A 13,516-nucleotide genomic window follows, 5' to 3' on the forward strand; every position below is an offset into this window, starting at 1 on the left:
CTGCATTAAAAATCAACGCCAATGCTGGCCGTATACAAACGCGTAAGCGGGTACCGCCCGGCGTCTACCGCTATGAGCTGGCTGTTGAGCTGCACTTCCTTGCCCAGGTAAGCGCCCACCTCGGGGTCAAAACCTTTGTACTTCGTAAACGTGAAAAGGTTCTGCGCCCCCACGGTGAGCCGCACGCCCTTCACTACGTTCTGTTTGCGTAGCAGGGCGCCGGGGATGTTGTAACCCAGCTGTACGTTTTTGATGCGGATGTAGGAACCATCTTCCACAAAAAGATTGGTAAAGCGGTTGCCATTGCCGTTGATGTCGCTGCCTACAATACGGGGTACGGTGGTGCCGGGGTTTTCCAGCTTCCCGTCTGCCGTTACGCGGGCATAGCTGAACGCATCGCGCAGCAGGTTGCGGCCCAGGTTGATGTTGTTGGGCTGGGTGTTGTCATAAGCGAGGTAATTGAAAATATCATTGCCCTGCGCCCCGGTAACCAGTATGCTCAGGTCAAAGCCCTTGTAGGCGAAAGTGTTGGTAAAACCGAAAGTGAGCTTGGGCCAGGGGTTGCCGATGTAGGTCTGGTCCCGGGAGTCTATGATGTTATCGCCGTTCAGGTCCCGGTACTTGATATCTCCCACCCAAACGCCGGCATCCCTGTTGACCGGCAGGCGGGAGCCATCTGCCTGTGCGGGAATAGCGCTTTTATTGATCTCTTCTTCAGACTGGAAAACACCTTCCGCTATGTAGCCCCAGAACATCCAGGGCGCCTGGCCAATGGCGGAACGGGAGGTGAAGTTGTTCATATACCAGGCGGAGCGGGAAAGGAAGGCCGCGTCTGAATAGAATTGGGTGATCTTTGTTTTGAAAGAGGAGATATTGAAGTTGCTGCGCCAGGTGAAACCGTTCCGGTTGTCTATGTTCACCGTGTTGAGCGTAATGCCGAAGCCCCTGTTCTCCATGGCGCCGATGTTCACAATGGGCGGGTTGATACCCCCTTCTCCCTGCGTGCCCATGTAAGCGGGCAGCGGGTTCGGCATCAGCAGGTTATCTGTTTTCCGGATATAATAATCGCCTTCCAGCTGTACCCTGTCTTTGAACAGGCTTATGTTCAGGCCAATGTTCTGCGTTTCGGTAGATTCCCATTTCAGCCCCGCGTTGCCATACTGCCCGGTGCGGAAACCCGCGCCCCAGGGCGTGGTAACGGAGTTGAGCGCGGAATACTGCGCGCCGCCGCTGCCGTTGTTGCCGGTGGTGCCATATTCGGCGCGTATCTTCAGGTCGCTGATAAAAGTAAGGCTGCGCATGAACGGTTCTTGCGAAATGCGCCAGGCGGCTGATACAGACGGGAAATACCCCCACTTGTTCTCCGGCCCGAAGTTGGAGGAACCGTCTGCACGGCCGGCCAGTTGCAGGATGTATTTATTGTCATAAGAATAGTTGATGCGGCCCAGCCACGATTCCAGGGCGCCGGAGCCTTTGGAGCTGCCGGTGGTCTGGCCCAGCGCATCGCCCAGGTTGATGGAGGGTATCTCGTTGCTGGCAAAACCTACGCGCGTGGCGGAAAAGTTCTGGTAGTTCCAGGCCTGCGCCTCGTGGCTGGCCATTACGCCAATGCTGTGTTTGCCGATGTCTGTATTGTATTGCAACAGTTCGTTGAGGTTCCAGTAAAAATTGCGGTTGCTGGTAACGCTCAGGCTGGCCTTCTCATTGGCATTGTAGCCCAGGCGGTAGGTGGGGGTGAACTTGCTGCCGTCCGCATATTCAAAGTTGCCGTTGAAACTGGTGCGGAACACCAGGCCTTTGATGATGTTCACATCCGCGGAGAGGCCGCCCAGGCCGCCGGTCCTTTTCAGCTGGTTGCTCACCAGGCTGGCAATGGCCACGGGGTTGAGCGGGGCAAACTTGGCGTTGCTGCCGTACTCGTTCTCGGTAGCGCCGCCCCAGCTGCCGTCAGGGTTCTTTACGGGAATATTGGGGGCCAGGTTGATGGCGTTGCGGATCACATCTTCGCTGGTGGAGGCCAGCTTTTCCTTTGTCTGGTAAAAATTGAGCGAGGTGCTCAGTTTCAGCCATTTGAAAGCCTGGTTGTCCAGGTTGAGACGGAAAGAATACCGGTCAAAGCTGGAGCCGATGGCCACCCCTTCCTGGTCAAAATATTCACCGCCCAGGTAGTAGGTGGTGTTATTGTTGCCGCCGCTCATGGAGAGCTGGTGTTTTTGCAGGGGCGCTGTTTTGAACAGGGCATCCTGCCAGTTGGTGCCGGCGCCCAGCACGGAGGGGTTGGCAAATTCCGCCGTGGGGGTGCGGCCCAGGATGGCGGCAATTTCATTGTTCATGATGGCGAACTGCTGCAGCGTCATGGTAGGCAGGTCGTCCGGTTTGTCTTGCTGGGAGTATAAATAATTATAGCTCACCTTCAGTTGCCCGGCCTTGCCTCTTTTGGTGGTGACCAGCACTACCCCGTTGGTGGCGCGGGAGCCGTACACCGCGGTGGCGGAAGGCCCCTGCAGGATCTCCACAGACTCAATATCGGAGGGGTTGATGCCGGCCAAGGGGTTGATGGAGCTGGTGGCGCCGTAAGACACGGTGGCGGGCTGCAGCTGCACGCCATCTATTACGTACAGCGGCTCATTGGTGCCGCTGAGGGTGTTCACCCCGCGAATCACCACGGAAAGGCCCCCGCCCGGCTGCCCGGAGTTCTGGGTCACGTACACACCGGCCGCGCGGCCCTGGATGGCCTGGTCTATAGTGGTGTTCACCGTTCTGTTGATGTCTGCGGAGGTGATGGAGACCTGGGCGCTGCTCTGGTCCGTTTTCTTCATTTTGCCGTAGCCTACCACCACCACATCATTTAAAATGCGGTAGTCTGTTTCCAGGCTTACGTTCATCACACCGGAGCTGCCCACTTTCAGCTCCCGGGTGGCAAAACCGATAAAGGAAATGCCGATCACCTGCCCCGTTTCAGCGGCAATGCTGAAGTGGCCATTGGCATCGGTCACCACCGCGTTGGTGGAGCCCCTGACCACTACGGTAGCCCCTGGCACCGGCCTGCCGGTAGCCTGGTCCGTAACGGTGCCGGTGATCTTGCGGGCTGTAGACGTGGCGTTTTGTGCATACACCGGCAGGGTAGCCAGCCAGGTGAAGACCATGGCCCATAATAGCAGGCATAGTCTTACTGCAAAACTGTTTTTTTTCATACGTAGCAATTAGTTTTTGAGTGGAATGTGGAATCTTGAGTAACGACTTTGGTTGTTATTTCATAGGAGCTAAAGCTAGGCAGCCGTTCTCATACCCCGGGGCGGCGTATGTTTATTATCCCGGACGGAATGTTGCCCGGTATGGACCAAATGTTTATTTGAAGGGTATCATTTGTTGCCCGGCAGGGTACGAAATGGCCACTGCAGGGCGTTTGGCGGATCACCGCCACAAGCCGGAAAACCGGCGGCCGCTTGCAGGCCGGTGTGCTATATGCGGGCGCTTGCCTGCTCATACGCCATCCTCTCCGGCACGTGCGGCCTGCTTCCGCATGGCCGGTTCGCTATATGCGGGCGCTTGCTTGCACATACGCCATCCTTTCCGGCACGTACTGCCTGCTTCCGCATGGCCGGTTCGCTATATGCGGGCGCTTGCCTGCTCATACGCCATCCTCTCCGGCACGTACTGCCTGCTTCCGCATGGCCGGTTCGCTATATGCGGGCGCTTGCCTGCACATGCAACATCCTCTCCGGCACGTACGGCCTACTTCCGCATGGCGGACGCGTAGGCCGAGGGCAGCATGTTGTACGCTATCTTGAAATACCGGGCAAAGTATTTCGGGTTGTTGAAGCCCACCTCATACGCCACTTCGGTAATGTTCATTTCCGTTTGGCTCAGCAGGCGGGCGGCATGCTGCAGGCGTATGGTACGGATAAATTCTATGGGAGAATGCCCGGTGAGGGCAAAAATGCGTTTATATACAGATACGCGGTTCATGCACAGCTCCCGGCTGAGCATTTCAACGGAAAAACCGGCGTCTGACAGGTGCTTTTCCACAATTTCGAGGGCGCGGCGCATGAACTTGTCGTCTGCCGTGAGCGCGGCTTCCTGCGGGGCTTCGGGCCGGGGTATCACCAGTTGTACGGGCGCCTGCCGGGCCAGCAGGTTGCGCACGCGGGAAAGCATGATCTCGAAGTTGAAGGGCTTCACCATATAGTCTGCCGCGCCGGTTTCCAGGCCTTTCAGCTGCGCATCTTCCGCCGCCATGGCGGTGAGCAGTATAACGGGTATCTGGCGGGTGCGGGCATCGGCATTGATCTTCCTGCACAGTTCCAGCCCGTCCATTACCGGCATGTCCACATCGCTCACCACCAGGTCTGGCAGCCGCTCCAGGGTTTTCTGCCAGCCTTCCGCCCCGTTGGCGGCCTCCGCAATATCATACCATTCCCTGAGGTTGTCTTTGAGGTAGAAACGGAAATCGTCATTGTCTTCCACCAGCAAAACGCACTGTTTTTTCCGTTTGCGTTTGTCTGCCAGGCGGGCAGCAGCCTGGTGGTCATGAACGGCAGGCGCTTCCGTATGCGGGGCCGCCGCTCCCGGGGTCAGGCCCGCCGCGCCGGGCAGCATCTCATCCGTGCCGCCGGCTGGCCCGGCCAATCCGCCGGGCATAGACCGGCCCAAAATGGCGCCCCGCAGTTCCTCCGCTCCGGCCGTACCATCCGCCACACCCTCCTGCCCTGCCCGCGCCACCGGAAAGCGCAGGCTGAAGGTAGTGCCTTCGTTCTCTTTACTGTATATGGAAATGTGGCCATTGCAGAGCTTTACGAACTCTTTGGTAATAGCCAGCCCAATACCGCTGCCGTGGCTCACAAAGGTGCCGGGGTTGTGCAGCTGGAAGTACCGTTCGAATATTTTTTCCTGCCGCTCTTCGGGTATGCCGATGCCGGTATCCTGTATGCTGATATCCAGCCACTGGCCGGTCACATTGGCCGTTACGCTGACGGCGCCGCCTCCCGGCGTGAACTTGAAGGCGTTGGAGAGCAGGTTGAAAAGAATGCGCTCCATCTTGTCGTGGTCAAACAGCGCGGGCAGTTTGGTGCAGTTGGTATGATAACTGAAGGTCACGCCCTTGCGCTCCGCCAGGTCTGTGAAGGAGTCTGCCGTTTCCTGCACAAAGGCCATCAGGTCTCCCGGGGCCGGGGCGGGTTTCAGCTCCTGCAGCTCCATTTTCCGGAAGTCCATCAACTGGTTCACCAGGTTCAGCAGGCGGCGGGCGTTGCGGCGTATCAGCTGGAAGCGCTGTTTTTCTTCCGGGTCCCGGGCCTGTTTGATCATTTCTTCTATGGGGGATAAAATGAGGGACACGGGCGTTCTGAACTCGTGGCTCACATTGGTGAGCAGCTTGATCTTCATCATGTCCAGCTCATGCAGGCGCTGTGCTTCCCTCCGCTCCTGCTGCAGCGCAAAGCGGCGGTGGGCGCGGTTGATGGTCATTTTACGGGCAAACAGCAGCAGCGCCAGGGCCAATACAGCGTACAGCAGGTACGCCCACGTGGTTTTCCAGAAGGGCGGCAGTATGCGGATGCGCAGCGAGATCCCTTCTTCGTTCCAGACCCCGTCTTCATTGGCGGCCTTGAGATGCAGCACGTACTCGCCGGGGTTGATGTTGGTATAGGCAATGCGGCGGGTTTTGCCGTCCGTGGTCACCCATTCTTTATTGAATCCCTCCAGCTGGTAAGCGTAGCGGTTCTTGTGGGTGTTGATGAAATTGAGGGCGGCAAAGTCTATAGCAAAATCGTTCTCGTGGTGGCGCAGGGTAATAGCGGGTGTTTCCGGCAAGGCCGCGGGCAGCACTACGTGGTTTTGCCGCTTTTCGCCCACTGCCACGGGTTTGTTGGAAATGTGCAGGCCGGTGAACACCAGCACCGGTTCATGCTGGTTCTGCCGCATGTCTGCCGGGTTGAAAATGTTGAACCCGTCCGCCCCGCCAAACAGCAGCTCGCCGGAGCGCAGCCGGAAGCCCGCGCTTACATTGAAGGCCCGGCCCTGCAGGCCATCGTCTTCATCATAATTGCGGCAATGGATGTGGATGCCGTTGTGGTCCTGCTCTACGGTAATGCGGCTCAGGCCGTTGGAGGTGCTGACCCATAGCTGGCGGTTATTGTCTTCCAGGATGCTGTTGATGTTATTGTCCGGCAACCCGTCTTCAATGCGGAAAGAACGGAAGCTGCCGGTTTTGGCGTTGTATACGTTCAACCCCTCGCGGGTGCCGGCCCACATGTTGCCGTAACTGTCGCAGTGGAGCGAGGTCACGTTGTCGTTGCTGAGGTTGTGGGTGCTGTGCAGCAGGTGCGTGAAAGTGCCTTTCTCCTTGTCCATGATATCTATGCCATAAGCGGTGGCAATCCAGAGATCGCCGTTGGGGCTTTCCGCCAATGCGCTGATGAAGTTGGAGTGTACGGAATTGGGCAGGCTGATATTGTTATGATAAAAGATGCCGTTGCTGGGGTCAAACCTGTCCAGCCCGCCGCCCAGCGTGCCTACCCAGAAGTTGTTCCGTTTGTCCCGGTAAATTTTCCAGACGGTTTTGTTAGACAGGCTGTTGGGGTCTTGTTCGGAATGGCGGTAGTGGTTGAAGCGGCTGTGGTTGTAAAAGTCCATGCCGCCGAAGTAATAGCCTATCCATAGATTGTCCCCGTGGTCTGCGTACAGGCTGATGATAACATCGTTGCTGGGGCTGTTATCATCGGCGGCGTTATGTTTGAACTGGCGGAAGGTGCCGGCCTGGCGGTCAAAATAGACCAGCCCGCCGCCGTTGGTGCCTATCCAGATGTTGCCTTTTTTGTCTTCCGCAAAACAGTTGATATCGTTATAACTCAGCCCCGGCCCTTTGCCCGCCTGCTTGTTGCGGTACAGGGTGAACTTCATCTTGTTTTCCGCGTAATAGCTGATGCCTCTTTTATAGGTGCCGCACCAGATGATGCCCTGATCATCGCGGTAGAGCGCATAGATAGCGTTTTCCGCCACGCTTTTTACATCGTCCGGCTGGTTGGTGAGGAAGGTAGAAGAAAAATCTTTTTTATCTACGAGGTTGATGCCGCCATGGTCTGTGCCTATCCACATGGTGCCGTGCTCATCCTGTATCACGCTGTTCACAATATCGTTGTTAAGGATGCCCTGGCGGCGGGATACCTGTTTGACCGCGCCGGTCTGCGGGTTGAGGTACAGTACGCCAAAGTCTATACCGGGCATGTACACCCACAGCTCTTTTGCCGCATCCACAAAAAGCTGCAGTGTAAGCGGGCGCGCGGCAACATATTTACGCAGCACGCCGGTATGCTGTACAATACTGCCGGTACGCGCATCCAGCTTCAGCAGGCCGCCATTGTACAGGAGCACGTACAGGAAATCCGTGCCGTACATTTTCATGTCTGCCACCGCCGCTTCTCCACCCGGCAATGCTATCCGCCGGGCGCGGCCATCCGCTTCGAGCCTGTACAGGCCGGAATCCGCATAGGCCACCCAGCAGCGGCCGCCCGCCTTCAGTACGCTGCTGACGCCCACGGCGGGCATACCGGCGGCCTGCAGCCAGGGAGCGGCGTTGGTGAACTGTTCCTTTACCGGGTCATAGAGATTATCCCCGTTGCGGGTCTTGATGAACAGGCGGTGGTCTGGCAGGGAAAAAATATGGGTGATATAATCGTCACTGAGGGAAAGGGAATCAGAGAGGCTGTGGCGGAACACCCGGAAGTTGCTGCCGTCGTACCGGTTGAGGCCGCTCATGGTGCCGAACCATAAAAACCCTTTGGCATCTTTATGAATGCAGTTCACCTGGTTGTTGGAAAGGCCGGCGTGGATGTTGAGGCCCGAAAACTGTACAGGTTGCCGCTGCGCATAGGAAAACCACGGCAGGGAAAGCAGCAGCGAAACCAGGATGCAACTTCTTAACATGGAATTTGGACGTGGGTGTGCTCGTGAATATAACGATTTAGGGGGATATAACATTAAAAAAGGAACTGTTCGGGTACGGGAGGCTGCCTTTGGTATATTGTTTTATATTGACATTAATTGCACAATAATGTGCATTTGTATAATCTTTTCGAACCTTCGGCCATGGTTCGGTGATCCTTCGGTCAACCTTCGGTTAAACACCCTCAAAGCCGTACCCACACCGAACACCACCGAAGGATCACCGAAGGATGGCAGGAGGATGTCAGCAGGTTTGGGGGCGGTTCACGCAAAAAGCCCGTTTAAGGGGCTATTGCTGCTATATTTTACCAAAACGTACCCTTGCCTCAAAATTGTAATAAAGCAGCCAAATGGGGCCAGAAACACCCTGTAGCTAAAAAAAACCGGCCGCCCTGTTGCCGTTATGGGCAACCGGGCGGCCGGGCGGAATGATATAGTTGTAAACAACAATGTAAACATCTTGTGCAGCGGGTAGCTACTCCGGTCTGTTCCAGGTGTTGTTGGTGCTGTTCACGTCAGGCAGGCGCTTGTCAGGGTCTGCTGTTACGCTTTCAATTTTGATACCGGCGGGCAGGGTATGGCGGAACTGCTTGACCCCGCCGGTTTGCCATACTTCTACCGGCAGTTTCACCCGGTCAGATTTGCCGTCTGTAGTTTTGATCTCTACCGTTACAGGCATGGGCAGCTGTTCTAAACATGCAATGCTGACAATAGCGGTGGTGTCATTGGCGTAGGTAACGCCTTGCGCGGCCATGTCTACCTTCCAGTTGTTGATGATCCAGCCGCGCCAGAACCAGTCAAGGCTTTCACCGGCGGCATTTTCCATGGCGCGGAAAAAGTCCCACTGGGTGGGATGTTTGAAGGCCCAGTTGTCTATGTAATACCTGAACGCCTTGTCGAACCGCTCTTCTCCCAGTACTTCTTCCCGCAGCAGGTCAAGGCCCATGGCGGGTTTGTAGTAGGCCAGTATGCCCAGGCTCCTGTTCTGGATCACGTCTGCCCGGTGCATGATGGCACTGGCGGAGTCATAGAACATGGTGCGGCTCATGGCATGGCGGTCTCTCGACTTGCGGTCGAACTCGCCGTTATTAAAGGCCTTGTCCGCAATACCGTTGATAAACGTGTTGAAACCTTCGTCCATCCACGCAAAGCTCCTTTCGTTGCTGCCCACTATCATGGGGAACCAGTTGTGGCCAAACTCGTGGTTGGTAACGCCCCAGAGGCCGGCCTTCTGGGAGCGGGCGGAGCAGAACACGATGCCGGGGTATTCCATACCGCCTACTATGCCCGCCACGTTCACCGCTACGGGGTACGTATAGGGATACCATTTTTCAGAATAATGTTCAATACAGCCTTTCACGAACTCGGTAGAACGGCGCCAGGCGGAGTCTCCCGCGCTTTCTTCGGGATAGGCGCTCATGGCCAGCGCTTTTTTGCCGGCAGGCAGGTTAATGCGGGCGGCATCCCATACAAAAGCGCTGGAAGAAGCCCAGGCCACATCGCGGGTGTTGGCGCATTTGAACTTCCAGGTGAGGCGCTCCCTGCGCGGGCGTGTAGCCGGGTCCGTTACCTCGCCCACATCGCGCAGCATGACCGTTTTATCGCTTTGCTGCGCCTGTTTGTAACGTTGCAGCTGCTGCGGGGTGAGCACTTCAGCCGGGTTGAGGAGCAGGCCGGAACCTACTACAATGTGGCTGGCGGGGGCGTTGATGGAATATTCGATATCCCCATACTCCAGGTAAAATTCACCCTGGCCCAGGTACGGGAGCGTATTCCACCCCAGCACATTGTCAAACACGCACATGCGGGGGTACCACTGCGCTATTTCGAACACCTTGCCGTTTTTGGTAGGCAGAATGCCCATCCTGTCTGTTCCGTACTGCGGAATATTGAACGCGAACTTCACTTTCACCTGTATAACGCCGCCGCCCGCCTTCAGCGGCTGCGGCAGGTCTATGCGCATGCGGGTGTCTATCACTTCGTGCCGGGCGGACTGTTCTTTACCCGCGGTGAGCAGGGAAACGCCGCCAATGGTGTAGCCGCCGTTGAAATTGCGGTTGGCCCAGCGGCCGCCGGTAACGGGCGTTACGGCCGCCCCGCGCGAATCGGGTTTGTAGATATTCTGGTCCAGCTGCAGCCAGAGGAACGGCAGGTTTTCCGGACTGTTGTTCTTGTAGGTGATCACCACGGCGCCGCTGATATGTTCCTTTACATCATCAAACGTCACGTCAATTTTGTAGTCCGCTTCGTTTTGCCAGTACTTTGTACCGGGCCGTCCGCTGGCGGTGCGGATGTTGTTCCCTTCGGATGCATAAAACACCGGTTGAAAGGCTTCGTAGGCATTGAACCTGGAGGCACTCTGCTGTGCAGACAGGGCCATGGGCAGGCAAATACATCCCGCCAGGATGGATATCCACTGTTTTTTTCGCTGTTGTGCAGGCATAATAAGATTTTGTTAACGGCCTAAACTAGGGATAATATTCGGTTTTAAAAAGCCGGAAATGACAGGCGGGGCGGCTACTGCCGGGGGAGCGCGCCCCCTTCTACCCCATCCGCTTGAAAGCCGCCAGCAGCACCTCTCCCCGCGGGCTTAACCGGTAACCGGGGTGCAGGCTTTCTGTGAGGCCCAGGGCTTTCAGCTTGCGGATGTTGACCTTCAGCCACTCTTTGTCCATGTTCATATCCACCGCCATATCGCCCGCTTTGGTCTGGGGGTAGCGGTCTATGTGGCCCATGACCCTTTTGGTCCACGGCCCGTATATGCTGCGGGCATCTATGTGCCGCAGTTTTTTGAGAATGACGGCGGTTTCCTGTTCAGATACCTCGCTGTTTTCGCGGAGGGCAATGCGGGGGTCTTCTCCGGCGTAGCGCAGGCGGACGCGGTAGAGCTTTTCCCCGGCGTGTTTGGCCAGCTCCGCCAGCAGGGCGGCTTTAGACGGGAAGCCGCTTTGCAGGGCTTCCGCTTCCGTGATGCCGCGCGCCGTTACCACGTCTACCGCGTCAATGGCCAGTACGCCGGCCTTTGTGGTAAGCTGGCCGCCTGTTTTTACGGTGGGCCGGTTCCATTTGCGGAAGGCCAGCGTTATTTTTCCCTGCAGCATGCCCTGCAGGTGACGTTCCTTGATGAGCATAACCCTATAAAAATAAGGATTATTCAGACCGCAGGCTAACCACCGGGTTGGCCAGCGCCGCCCGCAGGGCCTGGTACCCTACCGTGGCCAGGGCCACCAGCAAGGCCAGTCCGCCGGCCAGCGCAAACATCCACCAGTGGAGGGAAATGCGGTAGGCAAAGTCTTCCAGCCACATGCCCGTCATCCACCAGGCCAGGGGAATGGCCAGCAGCGCGGAGAGCAGCACCAGCTTCAGGAAATCGCGGGAGAGCATGCCGGTAATATCGGCGGCGGAAGCGCCCAGCACCTTGCGGATGCCTATTTCCCGGGTACGCTGCTCCGCCGTGAAAGCGGCCAGCCCGAACAGGCCCAGGCAGGCTATAAAAACGGCCAGCGCCGTAAACACTACGAACACGCGGCCCTGCGCCTGCTCCGAATGGTACTGCCGGGCAAAGTCATCGTCAATAAAATGCGCTTCCAGCGGGTAGTTCTTTTCGAACTGCGCATATACTTTTTCAATATGCCGCAGCCCTTCGGGAATATGCCCCTTCTGCAGGCGCACGTACAGGTTATCTTCCCATGACGGGCTGGGCGGCATCATCAGGGCTACGGGCGCTATTTTATGCTGGAGGGAATAAATATGAAAGTCTTTCACCACACCAATGATGCGGCGCTCCCGCACACTGTCTGCCGTAAACTGCACCCGCTTGCCAACAGGGTTTTGCAGGCCCATTTCCTTCACCATCGTTTCATTCACCAGCATGCCGGTATAACGGTCTGTGTGCGTGAAATTGCGGCCTTCCAGCAGTTTCAGGCCCATGGTGGCTATAAAATCTTCGTCTACTTTAAAGTTCTGCGTAATGAGGGAGGCTACTTCAAACTTGCCGTCTTTCTCCGCCCTGAAGCCGTTGGAACCAATGTTGTTCCGGCCAATGGGGTTGCTGGAAGAAGCCACGCTTTCGATGTGCGGGCTCTTTTTCAGCTCCGCCTTGATGGCCGCCACGCTGTTGCGCATGGCCTGGCTGTGCAGGTGAAAGGTCAGCACCTGGTCTTTCTGGAAACCCAGGTCTTTCTGCTGCATGAACCGCATTTGCAGCCAGCATACCAGTGAAACGGCTATCAGCACAATGGCCGCCGTGAACTGGAAAGACACCAGCGCCTTCCGGAACGAAGCAGTACCAAAATTGTTGCCCAGCCTGCCTTTGAGGGCATTCACCGTTCTGAAGCCAGACATGAAGAACGCCGGGTAGGAACCCGCCAGCAAACCGGCCAGCAGCGCAAACGCGCCCAATGCCGTTAACGTATAGCCCATGCCGTATTGCCAGAGAGACAAAGCGGTGCCGGCCATGGTATTGAAATACGGCAATACCACCGAGGTGAGCGCCATAGCCAGCATGGCCGCCAGCAGCGTGAGCAGCACGGACTCCGTCAGGAAAAGCGCGGCCACCTGCCTCCTCACGGAGCCGAGCGATTTGCGCACGCCTATTTCCTTTATTCTTACAGCGGAGCGGGCGGTGGAAATGTTCATGTAGTTGATGCAGGCAATGAGCAGGATGAGCACCGCCACCATGCCGTACAGGTAGGTATTGCGCAGGCTGCCGTTGGGGCTTAGCTCGTAGCTGAGGGCGGAACGCAGGTGAATATCCCGGAGGGGCTGCATGTCCAGGCGGAAGTTGATCCCGTCTCCCATTTCTGCCCGCAGGTACCGGTCATAAAACTGCCGCAGGCGGTTGTTGAGCGTGGCAATGCTGGCGCCGGGCCTCAGCAGCAGGTACGTGTACAGGTTAAAGTTCTGGATGCCGTCCGAGAAATTGGCGGGCAGGGCGCGCACCGCCTCAAACCGCAAATGCGAGTTGGCCGGCACGTCTTTTATAATGCCGGTAATGGTGTTGGCCTGCTGCATGTCCCAGGTGACCTGCTGGCCCAGGGCTGCCTCCGGCGTACCGAAAAACCGGCGGGCCAGGGATTCAGACACCACTACCCCATCCGGCGCAGACAGGGCGGTAGCCGGGTTGCCGGCCAGCATGGGGAAACTGAATATGCTGAAAAAAGTACTGTCCGCAAAAATGACCGCGCCCGTTTGCAGGCTTTTGCCGCCCGCGGTGAGCAAACCGCCGCCCTCTCCCAATATGCGCACATATTGCTCCACTTCCGGGTAATCCCGCTGCATAATGGGCCCCATGGGCGCGGAAGACACCGCCAGCTGCAGGTTGCTGCCCGGCCAGGAGGCCAATACCGCCGCGCGGTAAATGCGGCTGTTCTTCTCGTGAAACCGGTCATAACTCCATTCATTCCCCACATACAATAAAATGACCCAGCACGCGGCCAGGCCAATAGCCAGCCCTGCCAGGTTGATAGCCGTGTAGGAACGGTATTTCCAGAGGTGGCGCAGCGCTATTTTGAAGTGATTGCGGAACATTGGGTATACATTTTGTGTTGATATCATGACAGGTTAAAAATCGTAC

Annotated in this window: 5 protein-coding genes; all 5 read right to left on the bottom strand. The window is 57.0% G+C overall.

Features of this window, described 5'->3' with window-relative positions; all coding sequences use genetic code 11:
- Positions 1-5 precede the first annotated feature (5 nt).
- Positions 6-3,194: a SusC/RagA family TonB-linked outer membrane protein gene (locus tag D3A97_RS21270; protein WP_119080555.1), complete on the bottom strand. Its 3,189-nt coding sequence runs from the start codon at positions 3,192-3,194 to the stop codon at positions 6-8.
- A 541-nt stretch (positions 3,195-3,735) separates the two neighbouring features.
- Positions 3,736-7,923, bottom strand: a complete 4,188-nt coding sequence (locus D3A97_RS21275) for a hybrid sensor histidine kinase/response regulator transcription factor (RefSeq protein WP_198674109.1) — start codon at positions 7,921-7,923, stop codon at positions 3,736-3,738.
- A gap of 493 nt (positions 7,924-8,416) precedes the next feature.
- Positions 8,417-10,384 carry a M1 family metallopeptidase gene (locus D3A97_RS21280; protein ID WP_198674110.1) on the bottom strand — a complete coding sequence of 656 codons (1,968 nt, stop codon included), beginning with the start codon at positions 10,382-10,384 and terminating at the stop codon, positions 8,417-8,419.
- 100 nt (positions 10,385-10,484) lie between these two features.
- Complete coding sequence (locus D3A97_RS21285) at positions 10,485-11,072, bottom strand: ASCH domain-containing protein (RefSeq protein ID WP_119080558.1); 588 nt, start codon at positions 11,070-11,072, stop codon at positions 10,485-10,487.
- A gap of 19 nt (positions 11,073-11,091) precedes the next feature.
- The gene (locus tag D3A97_RS21290) at positions 11,092-13,470 is read right to left on the bottom strand and encodes an ABC transporter permease (RefSeq protein ID WP_119080559.1); all 2,379 of its coding nucleotides are present in this window, start codon (positions 13,468-13,470) and stop codon (positions 11,092-11,094) included.
- Positions 13,471-13,516 lie beyond the last annotated feature (46 nt).

Origin of the sequence: Chitinophaga alhagiae, assembly GCF_003568665.1 — a bacterium.
In the GTDB taxonomy this organism is placed as follows: Bacteria; Bacteroidota; Bacteroidia; order Chitinophagales; family Chitinophagaceae; genus Chitinophaga; species Chitinophaga alhagiae.